The organism is Pseudomonas sp. B40(2017) (genome assembly GCF_002112855.1).
GTDB classification, from domain to species: domain Bacteria; phylum Pseudomonadota; class Gammaproteobacteria; order Pseudomonadales; family Pseudomonadaceae; genus Aquipseudomonas; species Aquipseudomonas pharyngis.
The window spans coordinates 462,611-476,712 of sequence record NZ_NEIT01000007.1; the positions used below are offsets into that span (position 1 = coordinate 462,611).

Sequence of the window (14,102 nt, forward strand, 5' to 3'; positions counted from 1 at the left end):
ATGGCTGTAAACGATAGTCTTCCTGAGACCCTGTGCCCGATTTCCCGGGCCGAGGCGATCGTCGGCGACCGCTGGACGGTGCTGGTTTTGCGCGAATTGTTCATGGGCAGCCACCGCTATGACGAGATCCTGGCGCAGACCGGCGGCACGCCGCAGATGGTCGCCGCCCGTCTGAAAAGCCTGGAGGCGGACGGACTGGTCGAGCGCCGCTTGTACAACGAGCGGCCGAAACGCTACGAGTACCACCTCACCGCAAAGGGTGAGGCGTTTTACCCGGTGGTGATTGCGTTGCGCGCCTGGGGCGAGACCTGGTGTAAATCGCCGGAGGAGGGGCTGGCGGTGAACATGACCCACAAGAACTGCAACCACAGCGCCGGCCTCGGACCGATGTGCGATCACTGCGGTGAAGTGTTGCGCCGTGAGGATCTGATCAGCCAACCGCAAGAGGCGTACGCCGCGGAACGACAGGCGCGGCGTGAGGCGTTCAAAAACAAATGACTGAAATCACGGCGTGCCATTTCGTCCGTGCAATCGGTAAGCGGGGTGTTGGCTCAGGCGTTCGTAATAAGCGCTCACTGCGGGCAGGTGCGGATGCTCCAGCGGCGTCTCGAACCAGCGATTGACCGACAGGGCGATAGGGATGTCGGCGAGGGAAAACTGCTCGCCGCTGACATAGGCGCCGGTTTTTTGCAGCTGCCGGTCGAGGATCTCCATGTGCCTTGCCCACTCCCGGCAACCGGCCGCAAGAGCAACGCTGTCCTGATGCGCGGGTGACTTGCGCACCAGCGAAAGGAACGCGTACGACCACGACTTGTTCAGCTCCGAAGCCTGCCAGTCGATCCATTGATCCACCCGCGCGCGGGCACGCGCCTCGCTCGGGTAAAGTTGCTCGCCGCCGTAGCGCGACGCCAGGTAGCGAATGATCGAGTTCGACTCCCACAGCGTGAAGTCATCGTCCTGAATCACCGGCACCATCGCGCAGGGATTGAGTGCGAGAAACTGCGGCGTCAACGTTGATTGAAAACCTGAGCCCCAGTCTTCGCGTTCGAAGGGAAGATTCAGTTCAGCACAGGTCCACAGCACTTTGCGCACATTGATCGATGAGGCTTTGCCCAGAATTCGCAGCATTGGATTTCCATCTCCGGTTGTCGTCGGGCGTAAAGAAATAGCACAACGCAAAGCAGAAGGCCCGCGAACGGCGGGCCTTGTTGGTGCATCGAGTCAATCTCAGAGACTGCCCGCCAGTTTCCCGGAGGTCAGCCGCCGACGATAAGCACTGTCACGGGTCGCCAGCCAGAAATACAGCGGCGAAGTCACCAGCAAGCCAACCAGCCACGACAGGTCCGCGCCGTTGATGTGCACTGACACCGGCCCGACGTACAGCGGCGTGTTCATGAACGGAATCTGCACCGCAATGCCGATCGCATAGGCCAGCAAGGCCTGCGGGTTGTAACGGCCGTAGATGCCGCCATCGACCTGGAAGATCGAGCCGATGTCGTACTGGCCTTTGTGGATGGCGTAGAAGTCGATCAGATTGATCGCGGTCCACGGCACCAGTACGACCAACAGCACCAGCACCATGTCGACGAAGTGGCCGATGAAGTCCGCCGAGGCGCCGACCGCAGCGAAGCAGCAGGCCAGCAGGACGATGATCGAAATCACTGCGCGGCTCTTGGCAGTTGGAATCCAGCGGTAGGCAAAGGTCTGCACCAGCGTGATCAGCGACAGCACCGCGCCGTACAGGTTGAGGGCGTTGTGGCTGATGACGCTGAGCAGAAACAGCACGAGCATCAGCGGGCCGATGGCGCCGGTGGCGAGTTTCACCGCGTCCATGGTGTCCATGCCCACCGGGGTTGCCAGCACCGCGACGGCGCCGAATACGAACGACAGGCTCGAGCCCAGCGCCGATCCCAGATAGGTCGTCCAGAAGGTCGCCGCCACCGGCACGTTCGCCGGCAAGTAACGCGAGTAGTCCGACACGTAAGGCGCGAACGCGATCTGCCACAGCGCCGCCAGCGACACCGTTGCCAGCCATCCCGAGAGGTTGAAGCTGCCGCGCGTGAGGAAATCATCGGTCTGGATGTGGGTGAGAATGTAGCCGAAACCGATCACGATGCCGATCCCCAGCACCCAGGTGCCGATGCGGTTGAGCACGTGGATGAAGCGGTAACCGATGATCCCGATGATCCCCGAACCCAGCGCACCGATGACGATGCCGACGGGCACTGGAACGCTGTCGACCACGCCATGCAGGGACTTGCCGGCGAGCACGATGTTGGAGGCGAAGAAGCCGATGTACATGACGCCGGCAATCAACACCACCAGCAGCGCGCCGAGGGAGCCGAATTGCGCGCGGCTCTGGATCATCTGCGGAATGCCCATCTGCGGGCCTTGCGCCGAGTGCAGCGCCATCAGCACACCGCCGACCAGATGGCCGACCAGAATGGCGACGATGCCCCACACCAGATTCAGGTGAAACAACTGCACGCCGAGGGCGCCGGTGACGATGGGCAACGGCGCGATATTGCCGCCGAACCAGAGGGTGAACAGATCCCGAACCTTTCCGTGGCGATCTTCGGGCGGCACGTAGCCGATCGTGTGTTTTTCAATGAGCGGTGCAGACGTTGATGCAGAGGTGGTCATGACGAACTCCAAGGCAAGGACGAGTACGTGGACGTACTTCAGTGAGCGCCGGCACGGACGGCGCATTTCTTGTTGGGGTGATCATGGGCAAGGAAAGGGCAGAGATAAATTAGTAGTTTTGTTGCTTCAGGCGTTAAAAAAACGAGGCTCTCCGGTCAGCTGAAATCGCTCTGTTGCGGGCGTTTTAGCCCGGTGAACGACAACGCAGCTGACCTCCATCGGAGCAGCTGTCTGTCGGTGAACCGGCGGCTTGGCTGCGGATTTCAATCCAGCAGCCAGGCGTTCTTTCAAAGACGAATCGCCACTAGCATCCGTTGCAGCATCGCATCGCAGGCCGTGAGCTGATCGATGCTGACGAACTCGTCCGGCTTGTGGCCCTGATCCATGCTGCCGGGGCCGCACACCACCGTGGGAATCCCCGCCGAGTCGAACAATCCGCCTTCGGTGCCAAAGGCCACGGTGCCGAAATCGTCCGAGCCACAGAACGTGGCGATCAGTTCCGCAGCCTTGCTTCTGGCATCGGTTGCGAGCCCCGGATAGGCCGACAATTCGCTGAAACGGATATCGCTCTGCTCGCTGACGGCTCGCATTCGCGGCAGCATTTGCTGTTCGGCGTAGGCCTTGAGTTGCTGCGCGACCAACGCCGGGTCCTGCGAGGGCAGGGCACGGATTTCGAAGTCGAAACGGCAATCGGCGGGGACGATGTTCAACGCCTTGCCACCGCCGATCACGCCGGTTTGCACCGTGGAATACGGCGGGTCGAAACGCGGGTCGAGGTGTTCATCCTTGAGCTGTCGACCGATGCGTCCCAGCTCGCCGATCAGCTCGGCGGCGCATTCGATGGCGTTGACCCCAAGTGGCGCGTAAGCCGAGTGACAGGCGTGACCCTGGACATCACAGCGCATCGCCAGTTTGCCCTTGTGCCCGAGCACCGGTTTGAGTTCGGTCGGCTCGCCGATGATGCAAAGCAGCGGTTTGACCGGACGTTGCTCCAGCACCTTGAGCAACGAGCGCACGCCGAGGCAGCCGACTTCTTCGTCGTAGGACAGGGCAATGTGCACCGGGATGCGCAACGGTGCTTCGATCAGCGACGGCACCAACGCGAGCACGCAGGCGATGTAGCCCTTCATGTCCGCCGTGCCTCGTCCGTAAAGCTCGCCGTCGCGCTCGCTGAGTTCGAACGGCGGCAGCGTCCACGGCTGGCCATCGACCGGCACCACATCGGTGTGCCCCGACAGCACGATGCCCGGCTGATCGGCCGGGCCGATCGTGGCGAACAGGTTGGCCTTGCTGCGCTCATCGTTGTAGATCAGTTCGCACGGCACATCGAAACTTTCGAGGTAGCTGCGCACGAACTCGATCAATTGCAGGTTGGACTCGCGGCTGGTGGTATCGAACCCCACCAGCGTCTTGAGCAACGCGACGCTGTCGCTCATCGGTCGTCTCCGGCAACCCCGTAGCCCGGCGCCTTTGCCGGATCGAGGGCGCGGTCGATGTAGTCCTGCAACTGCGGGCGATAGGCGTCCCACAGTTTCTGCAATTGACCGATCGGGTCTTCATCGGCCCAGTCCACCCGCAGGTTGACGATGGGCCAGGTCAACTCGCCGACCACGACCACGGCCGCCGAATGCACCGGGCCCGCTTCACCGCCCAAGGCCTGGGCGGCGTGCAAGGCCTTGATCAGGCGATCGGCCAATTGACCTTCGCCTTCTTCGAACGCGCTGACCATGGCTTCGATCACCGAGCGCCCGGCGAGCATGTTGCCCGCCGCCACGCATTGCTCGCCCGACACGGCGTTATGCACGCCGAGGGTTTGCGCGCCGCTGAAATGCGCGGTCTGGCCGAGGTGGTTGATCGCCGTGATCTGCCGGTACTGGCTGTAGCCGTTGCGGATCAGCACCTTGTCCAGTGCAGCCTCGGGTGCCAGGCCTTGTTCCATCAGGACAAGCACTTCCGGGCCGAGGGACGGCAGGGTGATGTTCTGGCTCGACACCGCGCCGACCCCCGGCAACAGCCACGGGCAGCGTGCGCCGACGGCGATGCTGGAGGAACTGATGGCGATGCCGAACTGACCGGTTTCGGGGCAACGGGCGGCGATGGAAAATGTCATGTGTGGCCTCCTTTCGCTAAGGTCGAATTACTCGGGAATCACCGCAACCACATCAATCTCCATCAGCCACTGCGGCTGACCCAAGGCCGACACCACCAGCCCGGTGGAGATCGGGAACACGCCTTTCAGCCATTTGCCGACTTCCTGATACACCGGCTCGCGGTAGCGCGGGTCGATCAGGTAAGTGGTGGTCTTGACGATATGGCTCAGGTCGCTGCCGGCTTCTTCGAGCAGTTGCTTGACGTTGCGCATCGCTTGTTCGGTCTGCGCACGCGGGTCGCCGAGGCCGACCAGTTCGCCATCGAAATTGGTGCCGACCTGGCCACGGACGTACACGGTGTTGCCGGCGCGTACGGCCTGACACAGGTCGTTGTCCAGGGTCTGGTTCGGGTAAGTGTCCTTGGTGTTGAACATGCGAATGCGGGTATGGGTTGGCTGACTCATTGTGAAGCTCCTGACGAATTCGAACCCGGCGCGACAGGCGCCGGTACTGAAGAGGGAAATCAAACGTCGACGGTGTCGACAACGTTGTTGTGCAGCGCGGCTTCGCGTTGTTCGGCATCGCGATAGGCCAGGTATTTGCGCTGGGTGGCGATGTGATCAGCCACGTGCTTGGCGTCGTGCCAAACGCCCCAGATGAACGACGACCCGCGCCGCGACTGCCACGGCAAACCGAGGAAATACACGCCCGATTCGCTGGACACGCCGCGCTGATGTTGCGGCTTGCCGTTGTCGTCGAAAGCGGCGACTTTCAGCCAGGAATAGTCCACGGCAAACCCGGTGGCCCAGATGATCGAGGTGATACCGGCGGCGGCCAGATCGAGATCGGTCAGCGGGTTTTTCACGCATTCAGGGTCCGGATACGTCTCGCGGGCTTCCGGTTCCAGCGGCAGGTCGAGGCCGTTGCGTTCGATATAGGCGTCGGCGGCATCCAGCAGCGCAAGGTAGTTCTCGTCGCCACGCTTGAGGTTGTCGCGCAGGTCCTGTTTGAAGGTCACCACGCCGTCGCTGAACGATTCGGTGACGCCGACCAAGGTCATGCCGCGATGGGCCAGGCCACGGAAGTCGATGGTGCGACCACCATGGGCGCCGCTGACGGCGATGGTCACGTGCTCGCGGCCGGGTTTCATCGCGGCTTGATCCCATTCGCCGAGCACACCAAGCCACCAGCAGAAATCACGGTTGCGGTAAGCGCGAGGAGGGCGGTCATGGGCGCCGACCGAGAGGTAAACCTGCTTGCCAGAGCGCTGCAATTCGTCGGCGATCTGCACGCCCGACGAGCCGGCGCCGACCACCAGCACCGCGCCGGCCGGCAGTTGTTGCGGGTTGCGATAGTCGGCCGAGTGAATCTGCAGCAGACGCTCATCTTTCGGCGCAATCGCCGGGATCACCGGACGCTGGAACGGGCCGGTGGCGGCGACGACGCGGGCGGCTTCGATCACGCCCTCGGAGGTCTCGACAGTGAAGCCCGGACGCCCGACATTGCGCACCACGCTTTTCACATCGACACCGGTGCGGATCGGCGCGTTGAATTTCTTCGCATAGGCTTCGAAGTAATCGGCGACACGTTCCTTGTGGGCGAAACCGTCCGGATCGACGTCATCGAATTCCATCCCCGGAAACCGGTCGTGCCACGCCGGACCGTTGGCCACCAGCGAGTCCCAGCGTCCGGTGCGCCAGCGCTCGGCAATGCGGTTGCGCTCCAGAACGAGGTGCGGCACACCGAGTTTGCTCAGGTGTTCACTCATGGCCACACCCGCTTGACCGGCGCCGACAACAAGCGTGTCTGTTTTTATTATTTCAGTGGTCATCTCTGATCCCTTCTCACGAGGCCGTTGGATTCAGGTCGCTGTCGACCTGTTCTCTGTGCTTGGGATCAGACTAGGGAGGGGGTGGTTATCGGTAAAATATTATTAAGCTGGCATGTGAAGATAAAAACGTGATGCAGAGGTCTGAAAGCCCCGTAAACAAAGGGGTTCGCCCTGGAGACGGAATCCGGGACAACGAAAAAAAGGGCCGTCGACAGGTGTGTCGACGGCCCTTTTCAGTTGGCGCTTGATTTACATCGAACTCAACGATTGAGGAAAGCCAGCAGGTCTTCGTTCAGTGCCTGCGCATGCGTCACGGCAAACCCGTGCGGCGCACCGGCGTAAACCTTCAGCTCGGCACCCTTGATTTGCTCGGCGGCGCGTTTGCCGGTGGTTTCGAACGGCACGATGACGTCGCCGTCACCATGGATTACCAAGGTCGGTACATCGATTTTCGCCATGTCAGGACGGAAGTCGGTTTCCGAGAACGCAGTGACGCAATCCACGGTGCCTTTGAGCGAGGCCAGCAGGGCGATGTTCAGGGTTTGTGTCAGCACGCCGTCCGAGACTTTCTGACCTTTATCGAGGCCATAGAACGGCGTGTTGAAGTCAGCGATGAACTGCGCGCGATCCTTCAAAAGACCCGCCTTGATCCCGTCGAATACCGACTTGTCGACGCCCTCGGCGAAGTCCGGTTTCTTGCCGAACAGCGGGGTCACCGCGCCCAGCAACACCAGCCCGGCGACACGCTCGCTGCCGTGACGCGCGATGTAGCGGCTGACATCGCCGCCGCCCATGGAGAAGCCGACCAGGGTCACGTCACGCAGGTCGAGGTGCTCGATCAACTGCGCGATGTCATCGGCGAAGGTGTCGTAGTCGTAGCCGGTCCAAGGCTGCTCGGAGCGCCCGAATCCACGACGGTCGAAGGCGATGGTGCGGTAGCCGCGGCTGCTCAGGTATTCCATCTGGTATTCCCACATGTCGGCGTCCAGCGGCCAGCCGTGGCTGAACAGCACGGGCTTGCCGCTGCCCCAGTCCTTGAAATAGATCTCGGTGCCGTCTTGGGTCGTGAAGGTGCTCATGAAAACTCCTTATGTCGGGGCGTGTGTGGTTGCCGGGATGGCATCGCTGACTATCGCGGTTAAGCGTCTGGTCTACTTGTACGCAGGTGCTAAGTTTCGCCAGCCGATCAGCGTAGACGCTCGCGGGCGCCAGAGTTGTAAGATGCAACCACGATTTGATGACCGTTTTGCTGGAGAGCGCTGAATGAAACGTAAAAGCCTGGAGGGCAACATCTGCCCGGTTGCCCGGACGCTGGACCTGATCGGCGACTGGTGGTCGTTGCTGATCATCCGCGACGCGCTGGAAGGCATCAGTCGTTTCAGCGATTTCGAGAAGAGCCTGGAAATCGCCAAGAACATGTTGAGCATGCGGCTCAAAGGGCTGGTGGAGCGGGGCATCCTGCGCCTGGTGCCGGCGTCCGACGGCAGCGCCTATAAGGAGTACGTGCTGACTGAAAAGGGCCGGGCGTTGCAAACCGTGATCGTTGCGTTGTCGCAGTGGGGTGGGGAGTTCATGTTCGAGCCGGGCGAGGCGGGGTCGGTAATGGTGGATGCGCAAAAGCGAAAGCCGATCAGGAAGCTGGAGTTACTGTCGGCCGATGGACGCCATTTGGCGCCGGAAGATATCGAGACAACTTCGACTGCGTACTGACACCTGTGTCAGACGAAAAAAAGCGCCCCGACGTTCTATTCGGGGCGCTTCTACATTCAGGGTCGCTTAGCGTATTTAACGAAACGCCGGCACCACATGCTTGATAAACAACTCCAGCGACTTCTTCTTCTCCGCATGCGGCAAGCTGTTGTCGCACCAGAAACTGAACTCATCCACCCCCAGTTCCTGGTAGTACTTGATCCGTGGAATGATCTCTTCCGGCGTGCCGATCATGGCGGTCTTGTGCAGGCTCTCCAGTTCAAACTCCGGACGCCCGGCAAATTTCTCTTCCGGGCTCGGCGCCAGGAAGCCGTTCACCGGCACTTCTTTGTTGCCGAACCACGCATCGAACGTGCGATAGAAACGTGAGATGGCTTTCGCGCCCACCTTCCAGCCTTCCGGGTCATCCGCCGAGTGCACGTGGGTATGACGCAGCACCATCAATTGTGGGCGCGGCACATCGGGGTTGTTGTCCAGCGCAGTCTGGAACTTGTTCTTCAGATCGAGGACTTCTTCGTCGCCCTTCATCAGCGGCGTGACCATCACGTTGCAGCCGTTGGCCACGGCGAAGTTGTGCGAGTCCGGGTCGCGGGCGGCGATCCACATCGGCGGGTTTGGCTTCTGGATCGGTTTCGGCACGCTGGTGGAGGTGGGGAATTTCCAGATCTCGCCGTTGTGGGCGTAGTCGCCTTGCCACAGTGCGCGGACCACCGGGACCATTTCCCGCAGTGCCTGTCCACCGCTGGAGGCGGGCATGCCGCCGGCCATGCGATCGAATTCCACCTGATAGGCGCCGCGTGCCAGGCCGACTTCCATTCGGCCGTTGCTGATCACGTCGAGCAACGCGCATTCACCGGCGACCCGCAGCGGATGCCAGAACGGCGCGATGATGGTGCCGGCGCCAAGGTGAATGGTGGTGGTCTTGGCCGCGAGGTAGGCCAGCAGCGGCATCGGGCTCGGCGAGATGGTGTATTCCATCGCGTGGTGTTCGCCGATCCACACGGTGCTGAAACCACCGGCCTCGGCCATCAACGTCAGCTCGGTCAGGTCTTCGAACAGTTGACGGTGGCTGACGCTTTCGTCCCAGCGTTCCATGTGTACGAACAGGGAAAATTTCATGACGCTACCTCGAATCTCTTGTGGTCGGCCGGTCGCTTGCCGGCCTGTTTAAATGCAATCGTGCGGATCAGGCGAAGGCGGGCAGGGCGCCCATCTTGCCGTGGCAATACACCAGCGGGCCGGCGTCTTGCTGAGGGACGATGAGGTTTTTCACCGCACCGACCATGATCGCGTGGTCGCCGCCTTCGTATTCGCGCCACAGCTCACATTCGATGATAGCTGTCGCGTTGGCCAGGATCGGGTTGCCCAGTTCGCTCAGCGTCCACTCGATGCCCTGCGCCTTGTCCTTGCCTTTGCGGGCGAACGCATAGGCTTCGCTCTGCTGGCCGCCGGACAGGACGTGAATGGCAAAGCGTTTGTTCTTGATCAGGACAGGGTAGGAATCGGAACTGTAGTTGGGGCAGAACAGCACCAGGGCCGGGTCCATCGACAGCGAACTGAAGGCGCTGGCGGTCAGACCGACGATCTGGCCGTCGTCATCCAGCGTGGTGATGACAGTAACGCCGGACGGGAACGAGCCCATGACTTGTTTGTAGACGGCAGCATCGATCATTGGTCAATCCTCGAGTGCGGTAGAGCGTGTTTTTATGTGTTTATGGGTCTGATGGTATACCGTAATACATCGATTGCAAGCGCTTTTTTGGTGAAACGATAAACGTGGTTCATCCGTCGGAAACTCAGCATTTACGGGGCTTTGCTCTAGCCGTGAGCGCTGGCTATCAGTGAGGATGCCGGATCAGATGCCGTCGTAAAGAGCGGATCAGTCTTGTGAAAATGTTGGAATACCATAATATGGTCTTCATCTGAGGGGTGGCCACGAAGCACCCCCGGTTTGGCTTCATACAACGATAAGAACAGACCCAATCGAGTTCATTTTTATGTCCCAGATGTCCCGGCAAGATCCGTTGATCGAGAATCACACGGTCGACTACGTCCCACTCGCGGAACGCCACGGGAAGGCCCGCGACCTTTTCACTCTATGGTTCAGCACCAACATTGCGCCACTGCCCATCGTCACCGGCGCCATGGTGGTCCAGGTGTTTCATCTCGACCTGTTCTGGGGGCTGCTGGCGATAGCGCTGGGGCACATGATCGGCGGCGTGGTGATCGCCCTGGCGTCGGCGCAAGGCCCGCGCATGGGCATTCCGCAGATGGTGCAGAGTCGCGGTCAGTTCGGGCGTTACGGTGCGCTGTTGATCGTGTTCTTCGCAGCGATCATCTATATCGGCTTCTTCATTTCCAACATCGTGCTGGCCGGCAAGTCCATCGTCGGCATTGCGCCGTCGGTGCCGGCGCCGTTGAGCATTCTGATCGGCGCCCTCAGCGCCACGGCCATCGGCGTGATCGGCTACAACTTCATTCACACGCTCAACCGCATCGGCACGTGGGTGATGGGCAGCGCGCTGCTCGCCGGTTTCATCTACATCTTTGCCCATGAGTTGCCGGCGGACTTCTTTACCCGTGGCAGCTTCAACCTGTCCGGGTGGCTGGCGACGGTATCGCTGGGGATCATCTGGCAGATCAGTTTCTCGCCGTACGTCTCCGACTATTCCCGTTACCTGCCAGCGGACATCGGGATCGGCAGACCATTTATCGCGACTTATCTGGGCGCCACGCTGGGCACGATTCTGTCGTTCACGTTTGGCGCGGTGGCGGTACTGGCAACGCCGGAAGGCACTGAGGCGATGGCGGCGGTCAAGCAGTCCACCGGTTGGCTGGGGCCGATTCTGATGGTGCTGTTTCTGCTCAACATCATCAGCCACAACGCGCTGAATCTGTATGGTGCGGTGCTGTCGATCATCACCTCAATCCAGACCTTTGCCAGCCAGTGGACGCCGAGCATCAAGGTGCGGGTGATCTTGTCGAGCATCGTGCTGGCGGGTTGCTGCGTGGTGGCGCTGGGGGCGTCGGCGGATTTCATTTCCGAGTTCATCGGGCTGATTCTGGCGTTGCTGCTGGTGCTGGTGCCATGGGCGTCGATCAACCTGATCGACTTTTACTTGATCAAGCGCGGCAGTTACGACATCGCCTCGATCTTCCGCGCCGATGGCGGCATTTATGGGCGCTTCAACCTGCACGCGATCATCGCCTATTTCATCGGCATCATTGTGCAGCTGCCGTTCGCCAACACATCGTTGTATGTCGGGCCGTACGCCAATCTGGTGGAAGGCGCTGACTTGTCGTGGCTGGTCGGCCTGATCGTGACGTGCCCGCTGTATTACTGCCTGGCGACCCGCGGGCAGGCGCAGCAGAGCAGGGCGACGCGGTTGGGTTTTACCGACTGAGCGTTCGCAAGCTGTTCAAACAATGCCCGGCACATCGTCGGGCATTGTTGTTTCCGCATCCCGGCGGTCATGCAAATTGGCCATTTCGATCCCCTTTTGGCCAACCGGCTACTGTGCTGCGTCTACGCTGTCAGGAAGAATCGAAGCCACAACTAAATGCTGCACCTTCCTTGCCCATGGCTGATTTTGCCAGCCACTGCCGTGTACAGAACATAAAAGCCATCGACTCACGCTGCATTCGGGGAAACACAACATGGTCACGATGAAACGCATTCTGGGCGCTACTGTTTTCGGGCTGACGCTGCTGGCCAGCGCCGTACAGGCCGAACAGCGCGAACTGCGGGTGTACAACTGGGCGGATTACATCCTGCCGTCGGTGCCCAAGGAGTTCGCCGCCAAAAGCAACATCAAAGTGACCTGGGACACCTTCGACACCAACGAATCCCTCGAAGCCAAATTGCTGACCGGCAACTCCGGCTATGACCTGGTGGTGCCGTCGAATCAGTTCCTCGATACCCAGATCAAGGCCGGTGTGTTCCAGAAACTCGACAAGTCCAAGCTGCCGAACTGGAGCCACCAGGACCCGGCGCTGCTCAAGTTGCTCGACGCCAACGACCCCGGCAATCAGTACGGCGTGCCCTACATGGTCGGCACGGTACTGATCGGTTTCAACCCGGCCAAGGTCAAGGCTGCGCTCGGTGAGAATGCGCCGGTGGACAGCTGGGATCTGGTGTTCAAGCCGGAGAACATGGAAAAGCTGAAATCCTGCGGCGTGGCAATGCTCGATTCGCCGTCGGAAATCCTGCCGCTGGCTCTGCACTACCTGGGCCTGGACCCGAACAGCCAGAACCCGGCCGACTATGAGAAAGCCAAGGACCTGATGCTCAAGGTTCGTCCTTACGTGACCTACTTCAATTCGGCCAAGTACATGACCGACATCGCCAACGGCGATATCTGCGTGGCCATCGGTTATTCCGGCAGCTTCTACCAGTTCGGCAACCGTGCCAAAGAGGCGGGCAACGGCGTGGTGGTCGACTGGCGCTTGCCGAAGGAAGGCGCGCCGATCTGGTTCGACACCTTCGCCATTCCGAAGAGTGCGAAGAACGTCGAAGAGGCCCACGAGTTCCTCAACACCTTGCTCGATCCGAAAGTCATCGCGTCGATCAGCGACTTCCTCGGTTACCCGAATGCCAACAAGGATTCGCTGCCGCTGATCAACAAGGAAATCACCGGCAACCCGAACCTGACACCGACCAGCGAAGCGCTGAAGAAGCTGTACGTGGTGCAACCGTTGCCGCAGAAACTGGAGCGGGTGCGGACCCGGGTGTGGACCAGTATCAAGTCGGATAAATGAGCTCAAAGCCGAGGGAGCGAATCCGTTCGCTCCCTCGGCCGTTATTTCGCCTGACTTTCTTCGGGCGACTTGTCCTTCGTCAGCATCAGACTCAGCACCACCGACGCCAGAATCAGCCCGCCGACAATCGCCAGCGACCACTCCACCGGCATGTGAAACCACGGCATCGCCGTCATCTTCCCGCCGATGAACACCAGCACCAGCGCCAGTCCGTACTTGAGCAGATGAAAGCGGTCGGCCATGTCCGCCAGCAAAAAGTACAGCGCCCGCAGGCCCATGATCGCGAAGATGTTCGAGGTGAAAATGATGAACGGGTCGGTGGTCACCGCGAAGATCGCCGGGATGCTGTCGACCGCGAACATCAGGTCGCTGGCCTCGATCAGCACCAGCACCAGAAACATCGGCGTGGCCCAGCGCACACCGTTCTGCAGCACGAAAAACCGCTCGCCGTGAAAGCCGTTGGTGATCCGCAGATGTCCGCGCACCCAACGCAGCAGCGGGTTGTTATCGAGATCCGGTTGCTGCTCGGCGAACACCAGCATCTTGATCCCGGTGATGATCAGGAACACGCCGAACACATACAGCAGCCAAGTGAATTGCGACACCAGCCATACGCCGGCAAAAATCATCGCCGCGCGCATCACGATCGCCCCGAGCACGCCGTACAGCAGCACCCGGCGCTGCAACTCCGGGGGCACGGCGAAGTAGCTGAAGATCATCACGAAGACGAACATGTTGTCGATCGACAGCGACTGCTCGATCAAGTAACCGGTGAGGAATTCCAGGGTCTTGACCTTGGCGATTTCGGGGCCGAATTCGCCGCTCAGGTACCACCAGAGCAATCCGGCGAAAGCCATCGCCAGCATGCACCAGGCAAATACCCAGGATGAGGCTTCCCGTACCGAAACCCGATGCGCCTTGCGCCCACCGAAGACAAACAGGTCGACGGCCAGCATGGCGAGGACAAAAACGATGAAGGCGACCCACATCCAGGGTTCGCCGATGTTAATGGGGTGCATGCCGTTCTCCCTGTCTTTCTGTTTGTCGGGGTAGACGGGGCCATGCTAGTA

General features: G+C 60.6%; 14 protein-coding genes. 4 read left to right on the forward strand and 10 right to left on the reverse strand.

The features are described from left to right. The gene (locus tag CAF76_RS22210; protein ID WP_085648408.1) at window positions 1-498 is read left to right on the forward strand and encodes a helix-turn-helix domain-containing protein; all 498 of its coding nucleotides are present in this window, start codon (window positions 1-3) and stop codon (window positions 496-498) included. 6 nt (window positions 499-504) lie between these two features. Here the strand turns inward: CAF76_RS22210 and CAF76_RS22215 are convergent, their stop codons facing one another. From CAF76_RS22215 to CAF76_RS22245, 7 genes are all read right to left on the reverse strand, one after another. Beyond that, window positions 505-1,128, reverse strand: coding sequence for a glutathione S-transferase family protein (locus CAF76_RS22215; protein ID WP_085648409.1), 624 nt, complete (start codon window positions 1,126-1,128; stop codon window positions 505-507). A gap of 99 nt (window positions 1,129-1,227) precedes the next feature. Beyond that, window positions 1,228-2,643 (reverse strand): cytosine permease, encoded by a 1,416-nt coding sequence (locus CAF76_RS22220; RefSeq protein WP_085648410.1) that lies wholly within the window; start codon window positions 2,641-2,643, stop codon window positions 1,228-1,230. Window positions 2,644-2,930: 287 nt separating this feature from the next. Next, the gene (argE, locus tag CAF76_RS22225) at window positions 2,931-4,079 is read right to left on the reverse strand and encodes an acetylornithine deacetylase (protein WP_085648411.1); all 1,149 of its coding nucleotides are present in this window, start codon (window positions 4,077-4,079) and stop codon (window positions 2,931-2,933) included. Next, window positions 4,076-4,753 carry a DUF1028 domain-containing protein gene (locus tag CAF76_RS22230; RefSeq protein WP_085648412.1) on the reverse strand — a complete coding sequence of 226 codons (678 nt, stop codon included), beginning with the start codon at window positions 4,751-4,753 and terminating at the stop codon, window positions 4,076-4,078. Before CAF76_RS22230 ends, argE begins: the two co-directional genes overlap by 4 nt. A 27-nt stretch (window positions 4,754-4,780) precedes the next feature. Next, window positions 4,781-5,197, reverse strand: coding sequence for a RidA family protein (locus CAF76_RS22235; protein WP_007950460.1), 417 nt, complete (start codon window positions 5,195-5,197; stop codon window positions 4,781-4,783). A gap of 59 nt (window positions 5,198-5,256) precedes the next feature. Further along, complete coding sequence (locus CAF76_RS22240; protein WP_085648413.1) at window positions 5,257-6,564, reverse strand: NAD(P)/FAD-dependent oxidoreductase; 1,308 nt, start codon at window positions 6,562-6,564, stop codon at window positions 5,257-5,259. A 260-nt stretch (window positions 6,565-6,824) separates the two neighbouring features. Beyond that, the gene (locus CAF76_RS22245) at window positions 6,825-7,643 is read right to left on the reverse strand and encodes an alpha/beta fold hydrolase (protein WP_064597308.1); all 819 of its coding nucleotides are present in this window, start codon (window positions 7,641-7,643) and stop codon (window positions 6,825-6,827) included. 184 nt (window positions 7,644-7,827) lie between these two features. On the opposite strand from CAF76_RS22245, the gene CAF76_RS22255 reads away from it, so the two are divergent. Then, window positions 7,828-8,274, forward strand: a complete 447-nt coding sequence (locus tag CAF76_RS22255) for a helix-turn-helix domain-containing protein (protein ID WP_085648415.1) — start codon at window positions 7,828-7,830, stop codon at window positions 8,272-8,274. Between the two features lie 75 nt (window positions 8,275-8,349). Here CAF76_RS22255 and CAF76_RS22260 read toward each other — a convergent pair whose 3' ends face one another. Together CAF76_RS22260 and CAF76_RS22265 are read right to left on the reverse strand one after the other, a co-directional pair. Beyond that, window positions 8,350-9,393, reverse strand: coding sequence for an LLM class flavin-dependent oxidoreductase (locus CAF76_RS22260; RefSeq protein ID WP_007950451.1), 1,044 nt, complete (start codon window positions 9,391-9,393; stop codon window positions 8,350-8,352). Between the two features lie 67 nt (window positions 9,394-9,460). Then, window positions 9,461-9,946, reverse strand: coding sequence for a flavin reductase family protein (locus CAF76_RS22265; protein WP_007950450.1), 486 nt, complete (start codon window positions 9,944-9,946; stop codon window positions 9,461-9,463). A gap of 325 nt (window positions 9,947-10,271) precedes the next feature. Between CAF76_RS22265 and CAF76_RS22270 the strand changes: the two genes are divergently transcribed. Continuing rightward, window positions 10,272-11,678, forward strand: a complete 1,407-nt coding sequence (locus tag CAF76_RS22270; RefSeq protein WP_085648416.1) for a cytosine permease — start codon at window positions 10,272-10,274, stop codon at window positions 11,676-11,678. 253 nt (window positions 11,679-11,931) lie between these two features. Further along, a complete protein-coding gene (locus CAF76_RS22275) occupies window positions 11,932-13,032 on the forward strand; it encodes a polyamine ABC transporter substrate-binding protein (protein ID WP_064597297.1) in 1,101 nt (366 codons plus the stop codon). Between the two features lie 41 nt (window positions 13,033-13,073). Here CAF76_RS22275 and CAF76_RS22280 read toward each other — a convergent pair whose 3' ends face one another. Next, on the reverse strand, window positions 13,074-14,051 hold the full coding sequence (locus CAF76_RS22280) for a TerC family protein (protein WP_085648417.1): 978 nt from the start codon (window positions 14,049-14,051) through the stop codon (window positions 13,074-13,076). Between the last annotated feature and the right edge of the window lie 51 nt (window positions 14,052-14,102).

Bases quoted from the DNA above. Each gene is read 5' to 3' on its own strand.
- CAF76_RS22210 (WP_085648408.1), top strand. From the start codon at position 1: ATGGCTGTAAACGATAGTCTTCCTGAGACCCTGTGCCCGATTTCCCGG.
- CAF76_RS22215 (WP_085648409.1), bottom strand. From the start codon at position 1,128: ATGCTGCGAATTCTGGGCAAAGCCTCATCGATCAATGTGCGCAAAGTG.
- CAF76_RS22220 (WP_085648410.1), bottom strand. From the start codon at position 2,643: ATGACCACCTCTGCATCAACGTCTGCACCGCTCATTGAAAAACACACG.
- argE (WP_085648411.1), bottom strand. From the start codon at position 4,079: ATGAGCGACAGCGTCGCGTTGCTCAAGACGCTGGTGGGGTTCGATACC.
- CAF76_RS22230 (WP_085648412.1), bottom strand. From the start codon at position 4,753: ATGACATTTTCCATCGCCGCCCGTTGCCCCGAAACCGGTCAGTTCGGC.
- CAF76_RS22235 (WP_007950460.1), bottom strand. From the start codon at position 5,197: ATGAGTCAGCCAACCCATACCCGCATTCGCATGTTCAACACCAAGGAC.
- CAF76_RS22240 (WP_085648413.1), bottom strand. From the start codon at position 6,564: ATGACCACTGAAATAATAAAAACAGACACGCTTGTTGTCGGCGCCGGT.
- CAF76_RS22245 (WP_064597308.1), bottom strand. From the start codon at position 7,643: ATGAGCACCTTCACGACCCAAGACGGCACCGAGATCTATTTCAAGGAC.
- CAF76_RS22255 (WP_085648415.1), top strand. From the start codon at position 7,828: ATGAAACGTAAAAGCCTGGAGGGCAACATCTGCCCGGTTGCCCGGACG.
- CAF76_RS22260 (WP_007950451.1), bottom strand. From the start codon at position 9,393: ATGAAATTTTCCCTGTTCGTACACATGGAACGCTGGGACGAAAGCGTC.
- CAF76_RS22265 (WP_007950450.1), bottom strand. From the start codon at position 9,946: ATGATCGATGCTGCCGTCTACAAACAAGTCATGGGCTCGTTCCCGTCC.
- CAF76_RS22270 (WP_085648416.1), top strand. From the start codon at position 10,272: ATGTCCCAGATGTCCCGGCAAGATCCGTTGATCGAGAATCACACGGTC.
- CAF76_RS22275 (WP_064597297.1), top strand. From the start codon at position 11,932: ATGGTCACGATGAAACGCATTCTGGGCGCTACTGTTTTCGGGCTGACG.
- CAF76_RS22280 (WP_085648417.1), bottom strand. From the start codon at position 14,051: ATGCACCCCATTAACATCGGCGAACCCTGGATGTGGGTCGCCTTCATC.